23 protein-coding genes and 1 pseudogene are annotated in these 23,248 nt (G+C 70.5%); 17 read left to right on the top strand and 7 right to left on the bottom strand.

Annotated features, from left to right (window positions below; genetic code table 11):
* Positions 1–8 precede the first annotated feature (8 nt).
* The 3 genes from THESUDRAFT_RS07425 to THESUDRAFT_RS07415 are packed head-to-tail and all read left to right on the top strand — an operon-like array spanning position 9 to position 2,531.
* Positions 9–1,037, top strand: coding sequence for a type IV pilus biogenesis protein PilM (locus tag THESUDRAFT_RS07425; RefSeq protein ID WP_242823276.1), 1,029 nt, complete (start codon positions 9–11; stop codon positions 1,035–1,037).
* Complete coding sequence (locus tag THESUDRAFT_RS07420; protein ID WP_006904154.1) at positions 1,034–1,702, top strand: PilN domain-containing protein; 669 nt, start codon at positions 1,034–1,036, stop codon at positions 1,700–1,702. Before THESUDRAFT_RS07425 ends, THESUDRAFT_RS07420 begins: the two co-directional genes overlap by 4 nt.
* On the top strand, positions 1,686–2,531 hold the full coding sequence (locus tag THESUDRAFT_RS07415; protein ID WP_006904153.1) for a hypothetical protein: 846 nt from the start codon (positions 1,686–1,688) through the stop codon (positions 2,529–2,531). Before THESUDRAFT_RS07420 ends, THESUDRAFT_RS07415 begins: the two co-directional genes overlap by 17 nt.
* A 114-nt stretch (positions 2,532–2,645) precedes the next feature.
* Here the strand turns inward: THESUDRAFT_RS07415 and THESUDRAFT_RS07410 are convergent, their stop codons facing one another.
* Both THESUDRAFT_RS07410 and THESUDRAFT_RS12940 read right to left on the bottom strand, forming a co-directional pair.
* Positions 2,646–3,113 carry a nucleotidyltransferase domain-containing protein gene (locus THESUDRAFT_RS07410; RefSeq protein WP_051009317.1) on the bottom strand — a complete coding sequence of 156 codons (468 nt, stop codon included), beginning with the start codon at positions 3,111–3,113 and terminating at the stop codon, positions 2,646–2,648.
* Positions 3,043–3,435 carry a HEPN domain-containing protein gene (locus THESUDRAFT_RS12940; RefSeq protein WP_006904151.1) on the bottom strand — a complete coding sequence of 131 codons (393 nt, stop codon included), beginning with the start codon at positions 3,433–3,435 and terminating at the stop codon, positions 3,043–3,045. Before THESUDRAFT_RS12940 ends, THESUDRAFT_RS07410 begins: the two co-directional genes overlap by 71 nt.
* A gap of 302 nt (positions 3,436–3,737) precedes the next feature.
* On the opposite strand from THESUDRAFT_RS12940, the gene THESUDRAFT_RS07405 reads away from it, so the two are divergent.
* From THESUDRAFT_RS07405 to THESUDRAFT_RS07390, 4 genes are all read left to right on the top strand, one after another.
* Positions 3,738–4,904 (top strand): mannose-1-phosphate guanylyltransferase, encoded by a 1,167-nt coding sequence (locus THESUDRAFT_RS07405; protein WP_006904150.1) that lies wholly within the window; start codon positions 3,738–3,740, stop codon positions 4,902–4,904.
* Between the two features lie 176 nt (positions 4,905–5,080).
* The gene (gene galU, locus THESUDRAFT_RS07400) at positions 5,081–6,034 is read left to right on the top strand and encodes a UTP--glucose-1-phosphate uridylyltransferase GalU (protein WP_006904149.1); all 954 of its coding nucleotides are present in this window, start codon (positions 5,081–5,083) and stop codon (positions 6,032–6,034) included.
* A gap of 139 nt (positions 6,035–6,173) precedes the next feature.
* Positions 6,174–6,395 (top strand): hypothetical protein, encoded by a 222-nt coding sequence (locus THESUDRAFT_RS07395; RefSeq protein ID WP_006904148.1) that lies wholly within the window; start codon positions 6,174–6,176, stop codon positions 6,393–6,395.
* A gap of 349 nt (positions 6,396–6,744) precedes the next feature.
* Positions 6,745–7,761, top strand: a complete 1,017-nt coding sequence (locus THESUDRAFT_RS07390; RefSeq protein ID WP_156821756.1) for a S66 peptidase family protein — start codon at positions 6,745–6,747, stop codon at positions 7,759–7,761.
* 158 nt (positions 7,762–7,919) lie between these two features.
* On the opposite strand, the gene THESUDRAFT_RS07385 is transcribed toward THESUDRAFT_RS07390, so the two are convergent.
* Positions 7,920–9,002 (bottom strand): pyridoxal-phosphate dependent enzyme, encoded by a 1,083-nt coding sequence (locus tag THESUDRAFT_RS07385; RefSeq protein ID WP_006904146.1) that lies wholly within the window; start codon positions 9,000–9,002, stop codon positions 7,920–7,922.
* 236 nt (positions 9,003–9,238) lie between these two features.
* Here THESUDRAFT_RS07385 and THESUDRAFT_RS07380 point away from each other — a divergent pair, with 236 nt between their 5' ends.
* Genes THESUDRAFT_RS07380 through THESUDRAFT_RS15185 form a run of 3 tightly spaced genes read left to right on the top strand, consistent with a single transcriptional unit; the run spans position 9,239 to position 10,201 of the window.
* Positions 9,239–9,577 (top strand): AbrB/MazE/SpoVT family DNA-binding domain-containing protein, encoded by a 339-nt coding sequence (locus THESUDRAFT_RS07380; protein WP_006904145.1) that lies wholly within the window; start codon positions 9,239–9,241, stop codon positions 9,575–9,577.
* On the top strand, positions 9,574–9,981 hold the full coding sequence (locus THESUDRAFT_RS12335) for a PIN domain-containing protein (RefSeq protein ID WP_006904144.1): 408 nt from the start codon (positions 9,574–9,576) through the stop codon (positions 9,979–9,981). Before THESUDRAFT_RS07380 ends, THESUDRAFT_RS12335 begins: the two co-directional genes overlap by 4 nt.
* A complete protein-coding gene (locus THESUDRAFT_RS15185; protein WP_341349086.1) occupies positions 9,872–10,201 on the top strand; it encodes an AbrB/MazE/SpoVT family DNA-binding domain-containing protein in 330 nt (109 codons plus the stop codon). The genes THESUDRAFT_RS12335 and THESUDRAFT_RS15185 overlap by 110 nt, the downstream gene beginning before the upstream one ends.
* Here the strand turns inward: THESUDRAFT_RS15185 and THESUDRAFT_RS14500 are convergent.
* The gene (locus THESUDRAFT_RS14500) at positions 10,098–10,349 is read right to left on the bottom strand and encodes a tyrosine-type recombinase/integrase (protein WP_242823274.1); all 252 of its coding nucleotides are present in this window, start codon (positions 10,347–10,349) and stop codon (positions 10,098–10,100) included. The genes THESUDRAFT_RS15185 and THESUDRAFT_RS14500 overlap by 104 nt on opposite strands.
* A gap of 529 nt (positions 10,350–10,878) precedes the next feature.
* Here THESUDRAFT_RS14500 and THESUDRAFT_RS14495 point away from each other — a divergent pair.
* A pseudogene (locus THESUDRAFT_RS14495) lies at positions 10,879–11,070 on the top strand (transposase); the annotation flags it as partial.
* A gap of 192 nt (positions 11,071–11,262) precedes the next feature.
* Here the strand turns inward: THESUDRAFT_RS14495 and THESUDRAFT_RS07375 are convergent.
* Entirely contained in the window at positions 11,263–12,522 is a 1,260-nt protein-coding gene (locus THESUDRAFT_RS07375) for a dipeptidase (protein WP_242823273.1), read from the bottom strand.
* Between the two features lie 146 nt (positions 12,523–12,668).
* Positions 12,669–13,514 carry an alpha/beta fold hydrolase gene (locus THESUDRAFT_RS07370; protein WP_006904141.1) on the bottom strand — a complete coding sequence of 282 codons (846 nt, stop codon included), beginning with the start codon at positions 13,512–13,514 and terminating at the stop codon, positions 12,669–12,671.
* A 281-nt stretch (positions 13,515–13,795) separates the two neighbouring features.
* On the opposite strand from THESUDRAFT_RS07370, the gene THESUDRAFT_RS07365 reads away from it, so the two are divergent.
* The 6 genes from THESUDRAFT_RS07365 to THESUDRAFT_RS07340 all read left to right on the top strand — a co-directional run bounded on the left by THESUDRAFT_RS07365 (position 13,796) and on the right by THESUDRAFT_RS07340 (position 21,397).
* On the top strand, positions 13,796–14,737 hold the full coding sequence (locus THESUDRAFT_RS07365; protein WP_006904140.1) for an IclR family transcriptional regulator: 942 nt from the start codon (positions 13,796–13,798) through the stop codon (positions 14,735–14,737).
* Positions 14,738–14,877: 140 nt separating this feature from the next.
* Positions 14,878–16,629 (top strand): ABC transporter substrate-binding protein, encoded by a 1,752-nt coding sequence (locus THESUDRAFT_RS07360; RefSeq protein WP_006904139.1) that lies wholly within the window; start codon positions 14,878–14,880, stop codon positions 16,627–16,629.
* A gap of 225 nt (positions 16,630–16,854) precedes the next feature.
* Positions 16,855–17,814, top strand: a complete 960-nt coding sequence (locus tag THESUDRAFT_RS07355) for an ABC transporter permease (protein ID WP_006904138.1) — start codon at positions 16,855–16,857, stop codon at positions 17,812–17,814.
* A 12-nt stretch (positions 17,815–17,826) separates the two neighbouring features.
* Positions 17,827–18,813, top strand: coding sequence for an ABC transporter permease (locus tag THESUDRAFT_RS07350; RefSeq protein ID WP_006904137.1), 987 nt, complete (start codon positions 17,827–17,829; stop codon positions 18,811–18,813).
* 305 nt (positions 18,814–19,118) lie between these two features.
* The gene (locus tag THESUDRAFT_RS07345) at positions 19,119–20,216 is read left to right on the top strand and encodes an ABC transporter ATP-binding protein (protein WP_006904136.1); all 1,098 of its coding nucleotides are present in this window, start codon (positions 19,119–19,121) and stop codon (positions 20,214–20,216) included.
* A complete protein-coding gene (locus THESUDRAFT_RS07340; protein ID WP_006904135.1) occupies positions 20,213–21,397 on the top strand; it encodes an ABC transporter ATP-binding protein in 1,185 nt (394 codons plus the stop codon). Before THESUDRAFT_RS07345 ends, THESUDRAFT_RS07340 begins: the two co-directional genes overlap by 4 nt.
* 135 nt (positions 21,398–21,532) lie before the next feature.
* Here THESUDRAFT_RS07340 and murJ read toward each other — a convergent pair whose 3' ends face one another.
* The gene (murJ, locus tag THESUDRAFT_RS07335; protein WP_006904134.1) at positions 21,533–23,215 is read right to left on the bottom strand and encodes a murein biosynthesis integral membrane protein MurJ; all 1,683 of its coding nucleotides are present in this window, start codon (positions 23,213–23,215) and stop codon (positions 21,533–21,535) included.
* Positions 23,216–23,248: the final 33 nt, after the last annotated feature.

Raw genomic sequence — 23,248 nt, 5'->3', positions numbered from 1 at the left:
AGGGACGAGTGACAGCAAACCTTCCCGGGGACGAGGCGATCCTTCGCATCATGCCGGCGCCTCCCGTACCGCGCCGGGAACTCCCGTTGGCCCTGAAGTGGGAACTTCAGCGGATCCTTCCCTTCTCCGTGGAAGACGCCGTGTTTGACTACGTGATCTTACCGGGTAGAGGCGGAGGGACCGGTGCCGCTGGCGGGTCCGGGGGCCCCTTGGGTCGAGCGGGCCGGCTCGATGTCGCGGAGGGGCGGGACGATCAGGTCGTCGTCGCCGGCGCTCCGGTCGCCGTCATCGACGCCCGCTACCGCCAGCTGGCGCGACGGGGCATCCGGCCCATGGCGCTAGAGCCCGAATGGGTCACGTTGTGGCGTATCACCCGGTTCCTCCAGCTCCTTGCCGATCCTGGGCGTTCGTGTGCCGTCATCGACCTTGGCCACACGTCGACCCGGCTGCTAGTCATCGGACCGGACGGGGCCCCGGTGGCCTTTCACCGCTCCGCCGCGGGCAGCGGAGCTCTGGAAACGGAACTCGCCGCCCAACTGGGCGTTTCCGTCACCCAGCTGCGTCAGCTCCGTGCCACCGAACTTCGCCATGACGTCGCCGCCCTGGTCAGGACGGCGACCGCGACGGAGCTCATCGGTGACGTGACCCGACTCTTCCGCCGGGCGCGGCAGGAAACGGGGAGCACGCCTGCCGACGTGTGGGCGATCGGCGGCGGTGCAGCGTGGCCGGCCCTGGTCGCGGCGCTATCCGATACCGCCGGGACCGTGGTGATGGTGCCCGGTACGGAAGGTGTGGAACGACTCGTATCAAGGTTCGACGTCGATCCCCGCAGCGATGCCCGGTGGGCCAGCCAGACCGCGGTGACGCTGGCTCGATGTGATGCGCCGTCGGTTCTCGCTGCGGGCCTGGCTCTCTGGCACGCCGTACGGTGGGCGGCGTCGCGGGGGCAGGCCTGGCCTGCATCGAGCGGAGCTGCATCGGAAGACTTCGCCGATCCCGACTTGGTGACGGTGGGTATGCAGGAGGTGAGGCCGTGAAGAACGCCGCCCTTGAACCCCGGGCCACCGGGCTCCGGTCGCACCGGGCGGCGCGCCGGGGTCTACCCACCGTTCCGGCCATGAACCTCCTTCGCCCCGCTTTGCCGGCACGCCGGGCGCGGGTCGCAGGGTTCCTGGTGGTCATCCTTCTCTTGGTGGCTCTGACCGACGTTTGTTTGGTGCTGGGATGGCTGGGGATTTCCCTTCAAAATAGCCGGATTCAGGGCCAAATCGACGGCTTGCGGTCGGACGAGGCGCGCTGGCAGGCAGAAGCCGCACGGTACGCAGGGACCACGCAGGACCGGGCTCGCCTGCTTCGGCAGCTCGAAGTCCTCAACGCGCTACCCACGGGATATTCGAACGTCCAAGCAATGGCCGAGCAGCTGGCGGCAGCACTGCCCGAGGGAGCGGCGGTGCAGACTGCCAACCTCGCGGAAGACGGGTTCGTCTTGATCACGGGAACGGCCCAGACGTTTGACGGGGTGGAGCGGTACGTTCGAGCCCTTCAGGCCGGGGGAATGTTCCGTTACGTCCGCGTGGCGACGGCAGGGCGGCCCGAGGCTTTGGCGGGCGATTCCCCCGATGCGGCCGGGGGCGGAGGCCTTATAACCTTCCAGGTTGAAGCGTGGCTTGAGGAGGCGGCCGGCGATGACGGTGGGGTTTGAAGAGCCGGCGCGTCCGCAGCGTTCGTCCTCGGCGCCCCTGTCAGTGGGTTTGCGATCCGGCGTCCTGAATCATCGTTCACCTCTGGTGCGGACGGCTCCCTGGCTCCTGCTCGTCGCGGTGGTCTTCGCCTTGACCTTCTTACCCCTCATGGTGATTCCGGAGATTCAGCGGTGGACTGTGCTGCGAGAGGAGCGCGCCACAGCCCTCCAGGCGGCTCATAACGCCCAGTCCGTTGCGAAGTCCCTCGCACAACTCGCAGGGGAGCTTCCGCAATTGCAGGCCCAGGTACAGGAAAAAGAGCGCGGCCTGGTCACCGTCGAGGAACTGCCAAGCGTTGTGACATGGCTCGCACAGCAGGCAGAGGCCACGGGCGCGTCCCTGACCTCCATGGTGTTTGGACCGTACCAGCCGGTTGAGGCCGCGGCAGCAAGTGGCGGGACCGGGAACGTGTCGGCGTCGGGGGAAGATCCAGCGGCACGGCAAGGGACTGGCGGCGATTCAGGTCAGGCAACGCAAAACCCGGGACCTTCAACCGACACGCTGTACGGCCGAGTGACGGTCGAGGTCACCGCCACCGGCACGTGGAGCCAGCTGGCCCAATTCGCTGGTGCGGTCGTGCGTGACTCTGGCCTGCGGGTTCACGCCTGGTCGATCAGCGCCAAAGCCCAGGGCGGGCCCTACCAGATGAGCCTTCGGGCTGACCTCTACTTGAAGGGGCAGCCGCCTGTGTCCCAGGGCTCGCCCGTGACGGTCGAGGAGCTGGGGCAGGCCAGCACCTTGTCGTCCCGTGGGAACGCGGGCAACGCGGAGGGCGGGGCGAGCCGGTAAGTGACCGCCCTATCGGGCCCGTTTCTTCCAGTTGACCGGGGACACACCCTGCGCACTGCCCGTGCGCGATGGCTCCTGACGCACCAGGTCCGCACGTAGGGCGGGGGAACCGTCTTACGACTTCCCGATTGTGCCCCGAGGGGGGATCGTGGAACTGAGCCCCCGTCCATCGATTAACGCTTTCCACGCCCCGTCGCGTTCGGCCAGAACCAAACCGTCGCGGGCCGCCGGTCCCGCCATGCCCCAGCCCTCCCGTAGCATCGTTTCGACTTCAGCGACCGTGTAAGGGAAGAGTTCCACAGGTACGGGTACGGGCGGGTACGGGATGGACCGATGGCGCTCGTGAAAGGGCAAGTCCGATTGCCTCAACACGATGAGCAAGTCGACGTCGCTGTGGGCGGTTGCATCGCCCCGCGCCATGGAGCCGAAGAGCACGACGGCCTCCACATCCGCCACGCGACGGAGCAGGTCGTCCGCCCATCGCTTGACCTGTTCCAGGACGGCACCACGGTCAATCTTCCAGACCCTGACCTGCACAGTAATCCACCACCTCGCCGGCGAGCTGGATCGCCTCCTCGGCATCCTTGAGAGCATAGTGCTGTCCGGCTGGTCCCGCTGGGTGGGCATCCGGGTAGCGGGTCGGGATATACAGCCGGTCAAGAACTGCGACGCGCTCGATGAAGGAGTCGCCGGGTTTGACCTCATCCGGCAACATGTCGAGCAGGAGACGAACGGAATGTCCCCACGCTACCTGGCCTTTGGCCAGGTGCAGTGCTTTGAGAGCTGCTTCGGCAGCTTGATGGGCCGCAAAGCAAGCCCAGGCATAGTCTCCCACGTCGCAGCTATGCTTGGCATGTCGCAAGTTCAGCCGCGCCTGGGCCAGCCAATCGCGGGCTCTGTTCATCCCGCACTCCCCGCCCCCTTCATGGACGGCCCCCCACCATGAAAGACGTGCCGCAGCGTCTGGCCGGTTATGCTAACATTGTAACCCGGTTCCCGCGGGTATCGTCGGTGAAGGGACCGGTTCTCGGCCACCACCATGACGTTGCCTGTCATTCCAGTCGACGGTACACTTGACCAGGAACGGTTTCCAACGGAGCATCCCTCCAGCCGTACCTCCCGATGCGGGCCGGTAAAGCCGGCGGGATCGACGCATCGCACGACAGCCAGGTGGCGGGATGGCGTGAACCGGAAGGGAGAGGCACGATGCCCGCTTTGCCACGCATCGCCGTCATCCTCGCGGGCGGTGAAGGGCGCCGGCTCTGGCCGGCCAGCACGCCCCAGCGCCCCAAGCAGTTCCTGCGGCTCTTCGGCGGACGAACGCTGCTCGAAGCCACCTGGGAGCGGGCCCGGGCGGTGCCCGGGATCCGGGACGTGTGGGTGGTCACGGGGGCGCCTTACGCCGGCCTGACCCGTCAGGTCCTGCCGGGGCTCGCCGCCGAGCACCTGGTGATCGAGCCGTCGGGGAAGAACACGGCGCCCGCGCTCGCCCTGGTGGCGGGGCATGTCGCGAGCCGTTACGGCGACGCCGCGGTGTTGGTTCTTCCCGCGGACCATTACGTTCCCGACGTCCGTGCCTTCGTCGAGGCGGCGGACCGCGCCCTGGACGCCGCGGCGACGACGGAGGGGCTTGTCACCTTCGGCATCGAGCCCACCCGGCCCGAAACCCAGTACGGCTACATTGAACTCGACCAACGGGCGGTGCGACCCGGCGTTCCCATCGTCACCAGGGCCGCGGGAGTCGCCGGACCGGCTGCCGTGCCCGTTCGCCGGTTCGTCGAGAAACCGGGACCGGAACAGGCGGCTGCCTTCCTGGCCTCGGGCCGCTACCTCTGGAACAGCGGGATGTTCGCGTGGCGCAACACGGTCTTCTGCGCGGAACTCCAGCGGGTGGCGCCGGATCTCGGGCGCCTGGCGGCGAGGGTGGCCGCCGGCGAGCCGCGGTCGGCGTGGGAGGCCGACTGGCAGGCGCTCCCGTCCATCTCCGTCGACTACGCCGTCCTGGAGCGGGCGCGCCGCATCCTCTGCATCCGCGCGGGCTTCGCATGGGACGACCTGGGATCCTGGCTGGCCGTCGACCGCCACGGCATTCGGGACGAACACGGCAACGTGGTGCTGGGCACGGCGCCCGCGGTGGTGCAAGGTTCCTCCGGGGTCACGGTCCTGACCGAGGAACTGCCCGCGGTGGTGATGGGGGTTCGGGATCTGGTCCTGGCGGCCACCCGCGACGGGGTCCTGGTGGCGGGAAAGGACAGCATCGAGGGGCTCCGCCAGGCCCTGGGCATCCTGGAACGGAAGCTGCAGGAACTGGCCCGGGGCGGTGCGGGGATCCAGGCGCCGGCACCGGCGGCCGCCGGCCGGGAGCCGCGGTAGCGCGGTCTACAAGATGTCACCGATGGATGATGAAGCTTCGACTGGAGGACGCAAAACCGGCAAGAGGAACTGCTGCTTGACGCCCGAATTGCAAGCATGTGGGACAGGAAACCAACGGATACGCCGGCCTCGTGGGCCGGCGACACCGTCGCCGGAAGTTGGGGAGGGTTCGTCCCTTGCCACGCACCGTCCGCAAGGCCGTGATCCCGGCGGCCGGCCTGGGCACGCGCTTCCTGCCGGCCACCAAAGCCCAGCCCAAGGAAATGCTGCCCGTGGTCGACAAGCCCATCATCCAGTATGTGGTGGAGGAGGCCGTGGCGGCCGGTATCGACGACATCCTGATCGTCACGGGTCGCGGCAAGCGTGCCATCGAAGACCACTTCGACCGCTCCATCGAGCTGGAGTGGCACCTGGAGCGGGGCAACAAGGACGAGATGCTGGAGTGGGTGCGCTACATCGCCGACCTGGCCGACGTCCACTTCGTCCGGCAGAAGGAGCCGCTGGGACTGGGCCACGCGGTGCTGCAGGCCCGCCGCCACGTGGGCGACGAGCCCTTCGCCGTGCTCCTGGGCGATGAGATCTTCATCGGGGACGAACCGGCCCTGGCGGAGCTGATGGCCCGCTACCGCGAGACGGGCGCCAGCGTGGTGGCCGTGCGGGAGGTGCCGCGGGAGCAGGTGCGGCGCTATGGCGTGGTGGCGGGGGAGCCGGTGGGGGAGGGCCTCTACCGCGTCCGGGACATGGTGGAAAAGCCCGACCCGGCGGAGGCCCCCTCCAATCTGGCCATCGTCGGCCGGTACATCATCGAGCCCGAGATCTTCGACCTGCTGGAGCGGGTGGGCCGCGGCAAGAACGACGAGATCCAGCTGACCGACGCCCTGCGGATGCTGGCCCGGGACCAGGCGGTCTACGCCTACCAGACCCGGTCCCGGCGCTATGACGTGGGGGAGAAGCTGGGCTTCCTGCAGGCCACGGTGGAGTTTGCCCTGATGCGGCCGGAGCTGGCCCCCGACTTCCGCCACTACCTGTTCAACCTGGTGGACGAGCTCAGGACCGGCCGCTGGCCGGGGGCCGAACAGGCCGCGGCCACGCGCCAGGCCCAGCCGGCGCCGCTCAAGCGGCAGCGGTAATGCGGGCAACGGGCGACGCAGTGACCGACTGGGCTAACCGCGTCGTAAAGGCCGGTGAGTGGGGGGCGCACATCGATCGCCAGGCGAATGGGCTCGCCCCGATCCCGCTCGGCGCAGCAGCAAGGCAGGGGGCCGTTCCATGCACCGCATCGAAGTGGTGGGCGCCGTCAACCTCTTGTGGCTGGCCGCCTTTTTGCTGATCCGTTACCTGGCCGAAGAGGGGCCGGCGACCGCTGGTGCAGCCGGCGCCGGTTCGGCGGCCGGCTTCTTTGGCTGGGTCCTGCCCACGGGTCTGGTGCTGTTCCTGGTAGCCTGGGGCGGCTATGCCATCGGCCGGGCGGCGGCCCGCCGGGGGCGGTAGCCGGCCGGCCGCGGCCGGACCCGAACGCCGATAGGGACGTGTCTGCAGGCTGGTCCCGTAGACCGGGTGCGCCGGCCGGCCCGTTGGCCCGGCCCGGAGGCCGCACCCGACGGCCGGACCCGACGGCCGAACCTACGGGCCAGCACCCTGCACCCGCGGGCCTGCGCGCCGGACCCGTGGGCCAGCGCGGTAGAAGGGCGACCCGAGCCAGGACCCAGAACGCCTACCGCAAGAACCGCATCGGCCAACCAGGTCGGTGCACGGGCTCTCGAGCAGGGCTGGCCGCATGGCCCGCAGAGGTTGGAGGGGCCTGCAGGAGGTCGGAGGGGGCTTGGTGGAGAGGATGGGGATGGCGCTGCGTAAACCCGCACGGTTGCGTCCCGGAGACACCGTCGGCGTCGTGTCCCTGTCGGCCCCGGTGGCCGCCGAGTGCCCGCGGCGCTATCAGCGCGGCCTTACGGAACTCGAACGGCGGGGTTTCCGTCCCCGGCCGGCTTGTCACGTCACGGCTCACCACGGCCACACCGCCGGGACGCCCGAACAACGGCTGGGCGATCTGCACGACCTCTGGCGGGATCCCGACGTCAAGGCCATCATCAATACCATTGGAGGCTACAACTCCCACCACCTGCTGGAAGACCTGGACTACGAGTACATCGCCCGCCATCCCAAGCTGTTTATCGGCTACAGTGACATCACGGCCCTGCACGTGGCCTTGCACGCCCGCACCGGGCTGGTGACTATCCTCGGCCCCGCGTTGTTGCCGCAGTTCGGCGAGTACGGCGGGATCCACCCGTACACGTGGGAGCACCTGCGCCAGGTCACCGTGGAGGCCGCGCCACCGGGTGAACTGGTGCCGTCAAGCGAGTGGACACCGGAACACCTGCGCTGGGACGTGGAGGACGACCGGCCCCGGCGCTACGTACCCAATCCGGGACCGCGCACCCTGCGCCCGGGCCGGGCCGAGGGCCCGATCCTGGCCGGCAACGCCGGCACGCTGCTTCTGCTGGCGGGGACGCCCTGGTGGCCTCAGGTCGACGGCGCGATCCTCTGCCTGGAGGACGACGAGGCCGAGCAACCCGCCACCGTCGATCGCATGTTGACGCAGCTCCGCCACATGGGCGTGTTCGCCCGTATCGCCGGCCTGGTGCTGGGGCGCTTCCCTCCCCAGGTGGGCTTTTCCGAGGACGACCCCCTCGATGAGATCGTTCTACGGGCGGTGCGCGGCTACGACTTTCCCGTGGCCGTCGACTTCGACTTTGGCCACACCGACCCCATGTTCACCCTGCCGCTGGGTATCCGGGCCCGGCTGGAGGCAGATCCGAAGCGGCCCCGCCTGTTTCTCCTTGAGGCCGCGGTAGCCTGAAAGGCCGGCCGGGGTGATTAGGGGCCGTCGAACAATCGGGAGCCGGTCAGTGAACAATCGGGGATTCCTCGTTGAACAATCGGGGACCCCTGCATCTTGAGGCATCTTGAGGCTGCGGCGAGGGCCGCGCTCCGTCCCGGCACGGGGCGCCGGGGACATCAGCCGCCGAGCACCCGCCGCGGATCCACGTTGCGGCCCGTGACCACCACCACGATGCGGCGGGGAACGGGCAGGGGGCCCCCGGGCCGCCAGGGGAAGACCCCCCTCAGGGAGGTCAAGGGGTTGCGGCCTGCAGCCGCGTCGGGCCGGCCGGTTCCGGTTGGCGGGGCGGCCTCCAGCAGGGCGGCGATGGCGGTGGCGGCGCCGCCTTCCACCAGGAGGCCGTGTTCTTCCAGCATGAAGGTCATGGCCCGGGCGATGGCTTCTTCCGAGACCAGCACGGCGTCGGTCGCCAGGCGGCCCACCAGGCGGAAGGTCCAGCGGTTGTCTAGGCCGATGCCGCCCACCAGGCTGTCGGCCAGGCTGGGTTCCTCGGGCAGGGTGACGGGGTGGCCGGCCCGGAGGCTGTGGAACATCACCCGCCCCCGTTCCATGGAAACGCCGATGAGCTGCACGGGGCGGGGCGGTCCGAAGTGCCGCAGGGCCAGGCCCACACCGGACAGCAGGCCACCGCCGGAGAGCGGAACGATCACCGCCTCCACCTCGGGCAGATCGTCCAGGATTTCCAGGCCGAGGGTGCCCTGGCCGGCGATGATGTCGGGGTCGTCGAAGGGATGAACCACGACCAGCCCCTGCTCGGTAGCGAGGCGGGCGCAGAGGGCTTCCGCGTCGTCCTGGGTGGGGGCCATGGCCAGTTCGGCCCCTAGCCGGCGGATGGCCTCCAGCTTGACGGGCGGCACGCCCTCCGAGACGCACACCACGGCCCGGAGTCCCAGCCGCCGGGCCACGTAGGCCACGGCCCGCCCGTGGTTACCCGTGGAGAAGGTGACCACACCGGGCGGTGATCCGAGGCTGGGTGCCGATTCGGCGAGCCGGACCAGCTTGTTGGCGGCGCCCCGGAGCTTGAAGGAACCCGTGGGCTGAAGCGTTTCGAGCTTCAGGTACACGCCGGTTCCCAGCCGCTCCGACAGCGCGGGAGAGGGGATCAGGGGCGTCCGGGCGGCGATCCGGGCGACGCGCCCCCTGGCTGCGGCGAGTTCGGCACTCCAGCACCCGGCACTCCAGAATCCATCGTCCGGCAAGGTCTCACATCCCATCCCCTGCAACGCTACAGGCGTAGCGGCACGACGTCAACGGGCCATAACGGGGAGCCGCAATCGCTTGCAGCCACCGCGGTGGTATGCTGGAAGTAGGCACGCCTGTATGGTCTTTCGCCTTCCCTGAATAGAATGCGCCATAAAGGCCCACCATTCCGCATAAGAGTAATCAAACCGGAAGCCAGTGGGTCAGATTGACATCTAGGGGGAGGTAACGGACAATGAGGGCGCGAGGTGAGGGGCTTATGGCAATCCTCCGCGTTGGTGGCCGAGGACAGGTCACCCTGCCGGTCGGAATCCGGGAAGCCCTTGGCATTACCGAAGGGCGAAAGATGGTCTGCTACGTGACTGAGGGCGGCGACATCGTGCTGCACCCGCTTCCAGCACCCCGGTCTATCGAGGAGGTGGCGGGGGCGCTGACGGGCAAGGTGGGCCGGTCCCTGACCGAAGCCCTTGAGCGGGCCGCCGGCGATTACGCCGAAGCCTGGCGCGAGAGCCAGCCCAAGCCGCACGCGGATGCGGTGTGGCGGGAAGCGGCGCCGGCGAGGGACGCATCGTGACGGAGCGGTGGTTGCTGGACACCAACCTGATTATCTACTTGCTCGCGCCAGACCAGGCTCCGGACAACGACGTCCGGGACCGGGTGCGGGCCCTCTTTGAGCGGGCCGCTCGGGGCGCGGTGACCCTGGTGGTAACGCCCATCGTGGTCTTTGAAACGTTGCTTGTGCTTTCAGGCTTCGGCCTGCATCCCCGCGAAGCGGCCGGCCTTGTCGAGCGGGTGCTTGCCTTACCCGGGGTGGAGTGTGAGGACGACGAGCACATTCTCTACGCCCTCAGCCGGTACTCGAAAAAACTTGATTTCGTGGACGGCTATTTGGCCTCCCGGTCGCAGGCCGAGCCTTACCGGGTCGCCTCCAACGACCGCGACCTCAGGCGCCTGGCGGCGCGGCTGGCGGAATGGTGAGGGGGAAGGAGATCGGGCCGTAGCCATCGCGATCCTGCAACGAGGACAAGTGACCCTCGCCAAGGCGATCCGGGAGCGGGTGGACCTTGCGGAAGGCGACGAGGTGCTCGTTGACGTCAACGGCAACGGGGAGATCGTACTGACTCCCTTGGCCGCCGCTGGGCCACATGCGCGTAAATCGGGGTCGTCGCCACCGTCGCGTGGCCGAGCAGGTCCTTGATGACAAGCAGGTCGACGCCCGCCTCAGGCAGCCGCGTCCCAAAGGTGTGGCGGAGCTTGTGGGCGCTGGCCCGCCACAGGGCGCTGCCACGGCCGCGGAGTCTCAAGGAGCTGCGCAGCGTGCTGAAGATCGATCGGCCCGTGGACACGGGGGAGGCCCGGGAAGCGATCCGTACATCCCGTGCTCGGCGGTGGGCCGAAAAGATGGCCTGAACGAGGCGGGCGCACAGGCGCTGGCGCAGGCGGCCGCGCGCCGGGAACCGGCCGGGGACCGGGTGAGGGAATAGCTCGTGGTGAGGGAATAGCTCGTGAGCACGTGGTTGCTCGACGCCAGACCGTGGACAGGGCTGATCGGGGACGTTTTACCGTCATTCGGACCTCCTGCCCTCTCGCCGAGTTCTTTGCCCGGTACCAGGTGGAGGGGCTTAGAACAGCTAACGCGCTTCTTAGTCATTTGTTTCCGGAATAAGGGCCGTGGCCGGGAGTCGGTGCGGTTCACCACGGGTGCGATCCGGGTGGACGACAAGAGCCGCGTCGTGCTGCCCCGGATCGGGTGGGTGAAGACCCACGAGCCGGCCACGGCCCTCCTTCGGCGCATTCAGGCGGGAACGGCCCGCATCCTCGCGGCCACGGTGTCACGGGAGGGGGGGCCGGTGGTTCGTCAGCTTCACCTGCGAGGTGGAGCGGCCGCCAGGCCGCCCTTGGTTCCCCTGGAAGGTCGTCGGCGTCGATGCGGGCGTCAAGCACCTGGCGGTCCTTTCGACAGGTGAGAAGGGGCCGAATCCTCGGCCCCTTGAAAAAGCGCTCCGAAAGATCGCCCGGTCCAGCCGCGCCCTGGCCCGCCGCCAAAAGGGCAGCCGGGGGTGGCAACAGGCCCGCCGCCGGCTGGCCCGGCTCCATGCGCGGGCCCGGGATGTCCGCCAGGATGTGGCGTGGTGGTCGTCGAACAGTTGCACGTGGCGGCCACCTCAAAGGCCATCCCCAATGGCCATCCCCAATGGCCATCCTCAAAGACCGTCTTCGGACCGGCAGGCTGCGCGGCCGCCATCCGTCCCCCTACACCTACCCGTGCCAGACCTCCCGCAGCACCCGCAGCGTATTGCCGCCGATCACCTTCTTGATCTCGTCGTCGGAGTAGTTGTGCTTGACGAGCCAGCGGACGATGTTGGGCCATGCCTCGGCGATGTTCTCCAGGCCCCGCACATAGGGCACATGGGGATGGTCCTCGCCCGACGCCTTGCTGGCGCCGATGGACAGGTGGGCGGCAAAGGCCTTGTGCAGGGCCACGTGGTCGCCGAAGAGCAGATCGGGCCCGAAGGTCACGTGGTCGATGCCCACCAGCTCGACGCAGTACTCGAAGTGCTCCATCACCGACTCGATGCTGTGCTCGGGGTGGTTGCGGGTCAGGGTGGTGTGGGGCGCCGCCTCGATGCCGATCACGCCGCCCCGCTCGGCGCAGGCCTTGATCACCTCGTCGGGCTTGAGGCGCCGGCTGGGCCACAGGGCGCGGGCCCCGGCGTGGGTGATGAAGACCGGCTTCTTGCTGAACCGGATCGTATCCAGGGCCGTCTGGTCGCCCGAGTGGGACACGTCGATGGCGATGCCCAGCTTGTTCATCCGCTCCACGGCCTGCCGGCCGAAGACCGTCAGCCCGCCGTCCCGCGGCTCCCGCAGGCCGCACCCCAGGGCATTGCCCTCGCTGTAGGCGATGCCCATCATCCGGATCCCCAGGCCGTACAGCACATCGAGCCGGTCCAGCTCGTTCTCGATGGGCGTCGCCGCCTCCAGGCTGGGGATCAGGGCGACCCGGCCCTCGGCGTGGGCGCGCAGGATGTCGTCGACCCGCTCCGCCCGGATGACGAAGTCCTGGTGGGCCAGGTCGGCGAAGCGCATGCCGATGTCGTGGATGATGTCGGTCCACTTCCACCCCATCTTGGAGGTGATGGTGGCGGCGCCGTTGAGGAAGTTCTCGCACACGGCATCGAGCCCCGAAGCCGCCAGGCCCTCGTAGCCCGTGAAGATCCGGCCCTCGCGGATGTAGTCGAAGACCTGTCCCACGTCCTCGGGGATCACCATCAGGTGCTCGTGGAGGGAGATCACCACGTTCTCCGCCAGGAGCCGCTGGACCCGCTGCTCCTGGGCGTCGGACACCTCCACCACGTAGGGGGAGACCCGGCCGATCTCCCTGGCCAGCTGGAAGGGCCGGTAGTCGACCCCCGGCTCAAGGAACTGGAAGGAACGGTAGCCGTCGTACTTCTTCCTCTTGGCGGTCGAACCCGCCGCGGCGGCACCCGCCGCGGGTTCGGGCATGCTGTTGCTCACGGGCAACTTCCTTTCTCCAGGCGCTGTCAAGCCTTTCAAGCTCCACGCGTCCGGTCCGCTCGCCGGGCTTGCGCCCGCCGCGGCTGCTCCGCAGCGGGGTGGGACCCGCCGCCCGCCGCAGCCACCCTCCGCCCCCGGAAGCCAGGCTAGCCCTTGAGCCCGGGCACGACCTCCAGCAGGAACTCCCGCACCACCCGGCGGAACTTTTCCGGTTCCTCCACCTGGGGCGAGTGGCCGCTGTGGTCGAACACCACCAGCCGCGCCCTGGGCATGAGCCGGGCGATCTCCTCGGAGGCCTCCAGGGGCGTGATCCAGTCGTGGCGGCCGCAGAGGACCAGGGTGGGCACCTGGATCTCGGGCAGCCGGTTCGTCAGGTCATATTGGGGCTGGTTGCGGGAGAAGGCCCAGTTGTGGGTCTCGTGGCGGAAGCGGATCCGCTCCAGCTTGGCCCGGGCCCGCTCAGGATCGAAGTTGACCTCGTAAAGGGGCATGATCGCCTCGTAGCAGGCGCGGAAGTCCTCGTCATCGTAGACCTGGCCGGCGAAGAGCCGGGCCAGCATGGCGCGGTCCACCCCGGGCAGGTTGCGGGCCAGGGCCGCCTGCACCGCCTTCTCCTGGTAGCGGTTGCTGGCGGCGGTGTCCCGCAGGATCAGCGCGTAGAGGTTCTCCGGGTAGCGCAGGGCGTACTCCAGGGCCAAGTGGCCGCCGTAGGAGCCGCCGGCCAGGACCATCTTGCCCAGGCCCAGGTGCTGCCGGAGCCCTTCGATATCCGCCACCCACTGCTCGTGGCTGTACGGGGGCGCTCCTTCCGACTCGCCGGAACCCCGCTGGTCGAAGCACACCAGCTGGAGCCCCAGCTCCGTGAAGGGCATGAACGCCTCCCGGTCGCCGGCCCGGCTGCCCAGCCCGGGACCACCGTGCAGGGTGAGCAGGGGGATCCCCTCGCCGAACACCTCGTAGACCAGCTCGACCCCGTTGATCCGGGCGCGCATGCCGCCTCACCTCCTTTATTTGACTAAATCAAACAATTTGACTGAGCGATGTGCCTCGGATTCGGCGTGGGGATGCCGGCTCCTCCTGCTGGTCGTCGCCTGAGGCAAAAAATTTTTCGAAATCCTCCGGGCGGCTAGCAGGAACCGGCGAAGGTGAGGCGAATCGGTAGCGACTAATCCGGCGGTTGACTGGACCGCGGTGGTTGAACAGATCAACCGATGCGGTTCAGCCTCACGCAAGCCCTTGCGGCAAGCCCTTATGGAAAGGAGGTCTGGTGCCCATGGCGGGGGAGCAGGGCGCCCGGCCGGTGTCCCGGGCGGCGCAGCGGCCCGGATCCCAGCCGCTACCCCAGCCCGCGCCCCGGCCGGCACCCCAGCCGGTGTCCAAGCCGGCCCGGCCGGCACCCCAGTCACCGGCGGGGCCGGGCCACGGCTACGTGATCCAGGCGGTCATCAAGGCCCTGGACGTGCTCTTCGCCTTCCGGGAACCGCCCCACGAGCACAGCCTGGCCGAGCTGGCCCGGATCACCGGGCTGGGGAAGAACCAGTGCTTCCGCTGCCTCAAGACGCTGGAGGCCTATGGCCTGATCCGGCTGGGGGAGCACGGGCGCTATGTGCTGACTCCCATGCTGCTGAGCCTGGCGGTGCTGGCGGCGGAAGAGCGCTCCCTGATCCGGCTGGCCCAGCCGATCCTGGACCGGCTGGCGGCGGAGACGGGGGAGACGGTGCACCTGATCGCCCTGGTCGACGGCATGGCGGTGGTCATCGACCGGCGGGATGGCCCGGCGGGCCTGCGCCTGGCCACGCCCCTGGGGGCGCGCAGCCCCCTGCACGCGGGAGCCGTGCCCAAGGCCATGCTGGCCTTCCTGCCCGAAGCCGAGCAGGCACGGGTGCTGGACATGCTGCCCTTCCTCCCCCGGTACACGCCCAAGACGGTGGTCGACCCCCAGCAGCTGCGGGCCGAGCTGGCCGAGATCCGGCGGCGCGGCTACGCCATCAGCGACGAGGACATCGAGGCCGGGGCACGGGGCGTGGGGGCGCCCATCTTCGATGCCCGGGGTCGCGTGGTGGCGGGGGTGAGCGCCGGCGGGCCGTCGCTGCGCATTCCTCCCGAGCGGCTTGAGCATCTGGGCGAGCTGGTGCGGCTGGCGGCCCGGGACATCTCCCGGCAGCTGGGCTATGCCGGGGCGGTCAGCGCGGCGGGCCCGGGGTCCAGGAGCTGAGGGGGCCAGGGCGCGCCCAGGTCCCCGGGGGCGGGGGCCGGCGCCCGGCCTTGACACGAGACGATCCAGGGGTATGGGTTCGACGCGACGGGTTCTTCACCACACGACGGGTTCTTCACCAGACGAAAGGGGCATGCATCATGGCGGTTCGATGGGATGAAGCCGGCGGCCGGCCGGCCGGGTCCACCGCGGGGCGTGGATCCGGAGGCGCCGCCGGGCCATACCGGAGCAGGCGGCGTTCCCTGGCCCGGATCGCGGCGGCCCTGCTGGTGGCCGCTGCCACCCTGCTGGCGGCCTGCGGCAGCGGCGGGGGCGGCGGCGCGGGAGGAACCGGCAGCGGCGGCGCCGGGGGCAGCGCGGGCAGCGGAGGCGGCGAAGGTGGCGAGGCCTACGATCCCAACGCCACGGTCACCCTGGTGACCCCGGCGGACCCGACCTTCAACCCGTGGCACCCCAACGCCTATGCGGAATCCAACATCATCAACGAGATGATCTTGCCCGGCCTCACCCGGTGGGACGAGCACATGAAGCCGGTGCCCCACCTGGCCACCGAGTGGAGCGTCTCCGGCGACGGCCTGGTGTGGACCTTCAAGCTGCGGGAAGGCGTGAAGTGGTCCGACGGCCAGCCCTTCACCGCCGACGACGTGGCCTTCACCTTCAACGAGATCGTCCTGAACCCGGACCTGGGCGCCAACCACAGCAGCGAGTACAAGGCGGTGGAGAAGGTGGTGGCGGTCGACCCGCACACCGTCGAGTTCCACCTCAAGGAGCCCTTCGCCTCGCTGCCCTCGTACCTGGCGTACTACGCCGGCATCCTGCCCAAGCACGTCTTCGAGGGCGTCGAGGACCCGTGGAGCCTGAACGAGTTCAACAAGAAGAACCCCGTCGGCACGGGGCCTTTCATGGTGGCCGAGTACGTCTCCGGTTCCCACGTGCGCCTGGTGCCCAACCCGCAGTACTGGGGTGAGAAGCCCAAGGTCAAGGACGTGGTCTTCCGCATCGTCCCGGACGTCAACGCCCAGGTGGCCCAGCTGCTGGCGGGCGAGGTGGACATGCTGTCCATCGACGACCCGACCCTGCTGGACAAGCTCCAGAACAACCCCAACCTGCAGCTGGAGCGGGTGCTGACCAACGTCTACTATTTCGTCGCCCTCAACCAGGACGACCCCCGCTTCCAGGACAAGCGGGTGCGCCAGGCGCTCTCGTACGCCATCGACAAGGAAGCGATGATCGAGAACCTGATCAAGGGCTACGGCCAGGTGGCCACGGGCCCCATCCCGCCCCTGCAGGCCGAGTACTACAACGGCGACGTGGCCCGTTATCCGTACGATCCTGAGAAGGCGAAGGCCCTGCTAGCGGAGGCCGGCTGGAAGCCGGGGCCCGACGGCATCCTGCAGAAGGACGGCAAGCCCTTCCACATCACGATGACCGCGGCCCAGATGCGCCAGCTGGTGCCCGCCACCCTGCTGGTCCAGCAGTGGTGGAAGGACCTGGGCATCCAGGTGGACGTGGACGTCCTCGACTGGAACAGCTACATCGAAAAGGCCATCGTCAACCGGGACTACGAGGCGACTTTGGCCTGGTGGTCCACGCCGGCGGACCCCGACGTCTACCCGTACTATGCCTCGGAGGCGGCGGGCCGGGGGAACAACATCCCCAACTACCGCAACCCCGCCCTGGACGACCTGCTGCGCCGCGGGCGCGCCGCCACCAGCGAGGAGGAGCGCAAGGCCATCTACGCCGAGGCCCAGAAGCTGATGGCCGAGGAACTGCCCTACCTCTACCTGTGGTGGCCCGAGAGCATCGTGGTCTACAACAAGGCGCTGCACGTGCCGCCCGGCAGTTACGCCGTCAAGGGCCTGTACGTGGACGAGTGGTACAAGACCCGCTGAGCCGGGCCCGCATCGCGTCGCCATCCGGAGGAACCGGCCCGCCGGCCGGTTCCTCCGGGGGGGCGTTTCCCGGCCGGTTCCACGCGGCTTTCGCCTTGGCCGGGTCCCAAGCACCCGCCGGGTTCCGCGGGTTCGCCGGGTCCGTCTCCGTCTGGCCCAGGTTCCCAGACGGCATGGAACCCCATCGTGGCCCGCCGCATCCGGGCGGGGGGAGGTGCGATCAGCATGGCATCCCTGCGCTACGCCGGCCGTCGCCTGCTGCAGGGGCTCGTGGTCCTGTGGGTGATCACCGTGGTGACCTTCCTTCTGGTCAACCTGGCCCCTGGCGGGCCCGGCGCCGTCATGCGCATGGAGACCACGGCCGAGCAGCGGGAGGCCCTGATGCGCCAGCTGGGCCTGGACCAGCCCCTGCCGGTCCGCTACGTGCGCTGGCTGGGGGACGCCCTGCAGGGCGACTTCGGCCAGTCCATGAACAGCCGCGAGCCGGTGATGCCCCTGGTGCTGCAGCGCCTGGGCAACACCGCGGTCCTGGCGGCCGCCACCCTGGCGCTCTCCCTCGCCGTGGGGCTGGCGCTGGGCATCGCCGCCGCCCTCCGCCGGGGGTCGTGGATCGACCACGCGGCCACGCTGATTTCCACCCTGGGCGTATCGGTGCCGGACTTCTGGTTCGGCATCCTGCTGATCATGGCCCTGTCGGTGCGGTGGAACCTGCTCCCCAGCGGCAACATGGCCACGGTGGGGGCGGAGTTCTCCCTGGCCGACCGGCTGGCGCACCTCGTCATGCCGTCCTTCGTCCTGATGCTGGTGATCCTTCCCAACATCCTGCGCTTCGTGCGGTCGTCGCTGCTGGAGGTCCTGCACCAGGACTTCATCCGCACGGCGCGGGCCAAGGGCGCGGGGCCGGTCCGGGTGATGGTGGTCCACGCCCTGCGCAACGCGCTGATCCCGGTGCTGACCATGCTGGGTTTGCTGATCCCGGCCCTTCTGGGCGGCTCGGTGATCGCCGAGAGCGTGTTCGCCTGGCCGGGCATGGGCCGGCTGGCGGTGGAGGCGGCCATGGGCCGGGACTACCCGGTGATCATGGCGGTGACGGTGGTGGCTGGCGTGGTGGTGGTGATCACCAACCTGGTGGTCGACCTGGCCTACTCCCTGGTCGATCCGCGCATCCGCCACGCCGCCGGGTAAGGAGGGAAGACGATGACCGTTTCGGTTCCCGAGCCGCGCCCCGCCCCCCGCGTCGCACCGCGGGCCGGCGCCGGTCCCGCCGGGTCGCCGCCACCGGGCGCCGGCGCCACCGGCGGGCTGGCGCCCGGCGAGCCCGGTGCCCGCGCAGCCGCCGAGGCCCTGCAGCCCGACGCCGAGGGGTTCGTCGCCCGGGTCCGCCGCCGCCCCGCCCTGCTGGCCGCCGCCGCCGTGCTCCTTCTGCTCTACATCCTGGTGTGGGCCTTGCCGCCCCTGCTGGGGCTTGACCCCGACGCCACGGATCCTGCGGCCAGCCTGGCGCCGCCCAGCCCCGGCCACTGGCTCGGCACCGATGAGCTGGGCCGCGACATGCTGGCCCGCATACTGGCGGGTGGGCGCATCACCCTGACCGTGGCCGCCTTGGCGGCCGCCATCGCCCTGGGGGTTGGCACCTTGGTGGGCGCCCTGGCCGGGTTCTACCGCGGCTGGGTCGAAACGGTGCTGATGCGCTTGGTCGACGCCATGATGGCGATCCCTTCGTATTTCTTAATCGTCGCCGAGCTGGCGGTGTTCGGCGATTCGCCGGCGGTGGTGGTGGCGGTGATCGGGCTGAACTACTGGATGCCCGTGGCGCGGTTGGTGTACGCCGAGTTCCTCAAGTGGCGGGAGCGGGAGTTCATCGAGGCGGAGGTGGCCCTGGGCGCCTCGCCGGCCCGCATCATCTGGCGGCACCTGTTTCCCCAGGTGGTCCCCTCGCTGCTGGCCCTGCTGTCACTGGCGGTGGGGTGGGCGGTGCTGGCGGAAAGCGGCCTGAGCTACCTGGGCCTGGGCATCCAGCCGCCCGACGCCTCGTGGGGCAACATGCTGAAGAACGCCCAGGTGTACATGTGGACCCAGCCCATGCTAGCCATCTACCCGGGCGCCGCCATCCTGCTCACCGTGCTCTGCTTCAACGTGCTGGGCAACGGCCTGCGCGACGTGCTGGACCCGCGCGATGCGTAGGCGCCGGCAGGGGGCCGGCCCGGCGCGCAAGACGCCGGAAGGTACGGTCCGGCGCCCGGCCGCCCTGGGCGCCGCTGCCCGCCCCGGCGCCGGTTACGGGCCGCGGCCCCGCCGCCGCGGCTCCGGGGCCCTCGTCCGGTCCCGGCCGTCCCGCCCCGGGCGCCGTCCTGCCCGTGGCGGCCGCGATGCGGTCCGGCCCGTTGCGGCCGTGGCGCGCTTCGGGCCGGGCCGCCGCGGGCCGGTCCCGGCCGGCCGGATCGCCAGGCCCCGCACCCCCAGGGCCCGGCACGGGAGGTGAACGACCCTTGGTGGTTCTCGAAGTACGTGGCCTGGAAGTGACCTTTCCCACCCCGGCCGGCCCCGCCCGGGCCGTCGGGGGGATCGACTTCGACCTCTACGCCGGTGAGGTCCTGGGGCTGGTGGGGGAGTCGGGCAGCGGCAAGAGCGTCACCGCCCTGGCCCTCATGGGCCTGCTGCCGCCGGGGGCCCAGGTGCGGGGCGAGGTCCTCCTCAACGGGAAGAACCTGCTCGCCCAGCCCGAGTCCCACTGGCGGCGGGTTCGGGGCCAGGAGATGGCGATGATCTTCCAGGAGCCGATGACCTCCTTGAACCCCGTGATGACCGTGGGCGCCCAGATCGCCGAGGCCCTGATCCTCCACGGGACGCCGGCCGGTGCCGCCCGCCGCCGCGCGGTGGAGCTCCTGGAACGGGCCGGCATCCCCGAGCCGGAGCGCCGGGCCCTCCAGTACCCCCATCAGCTCTCGGGCGGCATGCGGCAGCGGGTGATGATCGCCATGGCCATGGCCTGCCGCCCGCGGGTGCTGATCGCCGACGAGCCAACCACCGCGCTGGACGTCACCGTCCAGGCCCAGATCCTCGACCTGATGAAGGCCCTGCAGGAGGAGACGGGCACCGCCATCCTGCTCATCACCCACGACCTGGGCGTGGTGGCGGAGATGTGCCACCGGGTGGCGGTGATGTACGCCGGCCGGATCGTGGAGAAGGCGACGGTGGCGGATCTCTTCGACCGGCCGGGCCACCCCTACACCGAGGGCCTGCTGCAGTCCCTGCCGCTGGCGGCAGCGCCCAAGACGCCCCTGCGGGCCATGGCGGGGGCGGTGCCCCACCCGGCCCAGCTGCCGCCCGGCTGCGCCTTCGCCCCCCGCTGCCCCTACGCGGTCGAACGCTGCCACCGGGAGGTGCCCGTGCTGGCCGGGGGCGTGGCCTGCCACCGGGCGGGTGAGCTGCGCCTTGAGGGCGTGGTGCCCGAGGGCGCGGCCGCGGGGACAGGAGGAGATTGCCTGTGGGACGGCCTGGCCGCCGGCGAGGGCGCGGACGGCGGGTTTTCCGCTTCCGCCCCGCGGGGACCGGCCGCGACGCCTGATGGAGGTGGTCACCGGTGAACCGAAGGGAAAGGGTCGCCCGCCACGACCCCGCCCGGGTGCCCTCTGAGGCTGCAGCCGCCGCGGCGCCCGGCGAGGCTCCCGCCCGGCTGCCCGCCGGAGCTGCAGCCGCCCCGGCACCAGGCGAGGCCTCCGCCCGGTGGCCTGCGGAAGGGGCGGCGGTGCCCCGAGCGGTCCCGGCGCCCGCCGCGGCCCCGGAGGCCGGGGCACCCCCGGCCGGTGAACCCCTGGTAAGGGCCGTGAACCTGCGCAAGGAGTTCCCCCTGGCCGGGGGCCTGCTGGGCCGGCGGCTCAGCGTCCGCGCCGTCGACGGGGTGAGTTTTTCCATCCACCGCGGCGAGGTCTTCAGCCTGGTGGGCGAGTCGGGCTGCGGCAAGTCGACCACCGGCCGGCTGGTCCTGCGCCTGCAGGAGCCGACGGAGGGGGAGGTCTGGTTCGCGGGGGAGAACCTGGCCCGCCTGCCGGCATCCCGGCTGCGCCGGCTGCGGCGCCGGATGCAGATCGTCTTCCAGGATCCCTTCGCCTCCCTGAACCCCCGGATGACCGTGGGGGAGCTCATCGGCGAGCCCCTGTTGATCCACGGCCTGGGGTCGAAGGCGGACCGCCGCCGGCGGGTGGGCGAGCTGCTGGAGCTGGTGGGCCTCAGCCCCCAGCACGCCACCCGTTACCCGCATCACTTCTCCGGCGGCCAGCGGCAGCGGATCGGCATCGCCCGGGCCCTGGCGCCGGAGCCCGAGTTTCTGGTGTGCGACGAGGCCGTCTCGGCCCTGGACGTGTCGGTGCGGGCTCAGATCCTCAACCTGCTCCTGGAGCTGCAGCAGCGGCTGGGGCTGACCTACCTTTTCATCTCCCACGACCTTGGGGTGGTGCGGCACATCAGCGACCGCGTGGGGGTCATGTACCTGGGCAAGCTGGTGGAGGTGGCGCCCGCCGGGGAGCTCTTCCGCCGGCCCCTGCACCCGTACACCCGGGCCCTGCTGGCCGCCATCCCGCGGCCCCACCCGCTGGCGCCTGCGCGGGAGCGCATCGAGCTCCGGGGCGAGCTGCCCAGCCCGGTGAACCCGCCCCGGGGCTGCCGGTTCCACACCCGCTGCCCGCTGGCCACCGAGCGCTGCCGGGCGGAAGAACCGGCCCTGGTCGAGCAGGCGCCGGGCCACTGGGCGGCCTGCCATTACGTGTAACGGGGCCGGCGGCGGCGACCAAGCGGGGACCGGGCGCCGGCCCGCTGGCGGCCGGGCGTGCCGGTGGAGGGCCCGTGACCCGTACCCCTGGGCACCACCCCGCGTCAGGGCGCGGCGCGCGGGCGTTCAACAGAATCACCGTACTAGGCTGATCCGTCCCAGGAGGCGCCGCCCCGCCCCATAGAGCTCGCCGATCTCGGGCGCCCGCAGCAGCAGCAGCACGGCCAGGTACGCCAGGCAACCGGCGGCCCCGGGCAGGGCGACCAGGGCCAGTTCGACCACGGCCCCTGCCGTCCCCGCCCCCAGGGCGGCCACCGGAACCTCCCACCGCGCCAGCAGCAGCCGGTAGGCCGCCTGCATCACCCCAGCGCTCGCCACCGCCGCCACCGCCACCCGGCCGGCCCGGGCCAGCAGGTCCGCCAGGTCCAGCGCCCGCTGGCGGTGGTGCAGATGTCCCAGCAGAAGCACCAGCCCCGTGGTGAAGGACAGGGTGGTGGCCAGGGCCAGGCCCGTGATCCCCAGCCAGCGGCCCAGCACCACGTCGCCCGCCACGTTGACCGCCATGGCCGCCACCGCCACCAGGGCGGGGGTGCGGCTGTCCCGGCGGGCGTACAGGGCGCGGGTGGCCAGGTCCCGCAGGGCCATGGGCACCAGGCCGAGGCCGTAGGCAGCCAGGGCCAGGGCCGTCAGGGCCGCGTCGCGGGCGTCGAAGCTGCCGCGCCCGTACACGAAGGCCACGATGGGATCCCGCAGGACCAGAAGGGCCACGGTCATGGGCGCCAGGACCACCATCAGCATGCCCATGCCCTGCTGGAGCAGCCGCCGGAAGGCGGCCTCGTTGCCGGTCCCGGGTGCCGCCACGGCGCCCAGGGAAGGGTACAGCGCCTGCACCAGGGCCATGGCCAGCAGGCCGTGGGGGAGGGTGACCACCCGGAACGCATAGTTGAGGGCGGAGATGATCCCCTCGCCCAGGGTCGACCCCACCATCCGGTCGACGAACACGTTGACCTCGGTGACCGCGGCACTGAGGAAGAGGGGGGGCAGGAGCGCGGCGATGGCCCGCAGGCCGGGGTCGTCCAGGCGGACTTCCCACCGCTGGCGGAAGCCGACTCCCCGGGCCTCGGGCAGCTGCACCAGCACCCGCAGCAGGGAGCCCACGGTGAAGCCCACTGCCAGGGCCCAGGGGCCGTACCGGGCGCCGAAAAGGACGGCGGCGGCGATCATCACCAGGTTGAAGGGGATCCCGGTGAAGGCCGGCCCGGTGAACCGCCGGTGGGCGTGCAAAAGCCCGGTCAGCAGGTTCATCCCCGTTACAAATAAGGAAGCGACGAGCAGGATGCGGGTGAGCCCGGCGGCCAGGCGCACCTGGTGGGGGCCGAACCCCGGCGCCATCACCCGCACCACGGGCTCGGCCAGCACGCCCAGAAGCACGAGCCCGGGCACCACCACCAGCAGCACCATGGTGGCCAGCCGGCTGAAGGTCCGCCCGGCCTGGTCCCGCTGCCCGGAGGCGACCAGGCCGGCCAGCACCGGCGTGGCGGCGGTGGCGATGGCGGTGGAAACCAGCCCAAGAATCAGGTTGGGCACGCCCTGGGCCACCAGGAAGGCGTCCAGCTCCGGGCTGGCACCGAAAACCGAGGCATAGACGGCCTCCCGCACGAAGCCCAGCACCCGGCTGGCGGCGGTCAAAAGGGCAATGATGAGGGTCGCCGCCGCCACGCCCTGGGCGGCCAGTCCCCGGCCGCGCCGGCCGGCCTTACCGGCGGCCTGCGTGCCGGTGAAGAGGATGTCGTCGCTGGTGGTGTGACTTCGGGCCACCGGGTGCCCTCCCCGGAATGGGACTTCGCCGGG

The sequence above is a fragment of the Thermaerobacter subterraneus DSM 13965 genome, from assembly GCF_000183545.2.
Classification (GTDB): Bacteria; Bacillota; Sulfobacillia; order Thermaerobacterales; family Thermaerobacteraceae; genus Thermaerobacter; species Thermaerobacter subterraneus.
Note: the sequence above shows the minus strand (reverse complement) of the source record. Positions and strands in the feature narration are given on the sequence as shown.

Bases quoted from the DNA above. Each gene is read 5' to 3' on its own strand.
- THESUDRAFT_RS07415 (WP_006904153.1), top strand. From the start codon at position 1,686: ATGACGGTGGGGTTTGAAGAGCCGGCGCGTCCGCAGCGTTCGTCCTCG.
- THESUDRAFT_RS07410 (WP_051009317.1), bottom strand. From the start codon at position 3,113: ATGCCGAGGAGGCGATCCAGCTCGCCGGCGAGGTGGTGGATTACTGTG.
- THESUDRAFT_RS12940 (WP_006904151.1), bottom strand. From the start codon at position 3,435: ATGAACAGAGCCCGCGATTGGCTGGCCCAGGCGCGGCTGAACTTGCGA.
- THESUDRAFT_RS07405 (WP_006904150.1), top strand. From the start codon at position 3,738: ATGCCCGCTTTGCCACGCATCGCCGTCATCCTCGCGGGCGGTGAAGGG.
- THESUDRAFT_RS07395 (WP_006904148.1), top strand. From the start codon at position 6,174: ATGCACCGCATCGAAGTGGTGGGCGCCGTCAACCTCTTGTGGCTGGCC.
- THESUDRAFT_RS07390 (WP_156821756.1), top strand. From the start codon at position 6,745: ATGGCGCTGCGTAAACCCGCACGGTTGCGTCCCGGAGACACCGTCGGC.
- THESUDRAFT_RS07380 (WP_006904145.1), top strand. From the start codon at position 9,239: ATGAGGGCGCGAGGTGAGGGGCTTATGGCAATCCTCCGCGTTGGTGGC.
- THESUDRAFT_RS07370 (WP_006904141.1), bottom strand. From the start codon at position 13,514: ATGCGCGCCCGGATCAACGGGGTCGAGCTGGTCTACGAGGTGTTCGGC.
- THESUDRAFT_RS07365 (WP_006904140.1), top strand. From the start codon at position 13,796: ATGGCGGGGGAGCAGGGCGCCCGGCCGGTGTCCCGGGCGGCGCAGCGG.
- THESUDRAFT_RS07360 (WP_006904139.1), top strand. From the start codon at position 14,878: ATGGCGGTTCGATGGGATGAAGCCGGCGGCCGGCCGGCCGGGTCCACC.
- THESUDRAFT_RS07355 (WP_006904138.1), top strand. From the start codon at position 16,855: ATGGCATCCCTGCGCTACGCCGGCCGTCGCCTGCTGCAGGGGCTCGTG.
- THESUDRAFT_RS07350 (WP_006904137.1), top strand. From the start codon at position 17,827: ATGACCGTTTCGGTTCCCGAGCCGCGCCCCGCCCCCCGCGTCGCACCG.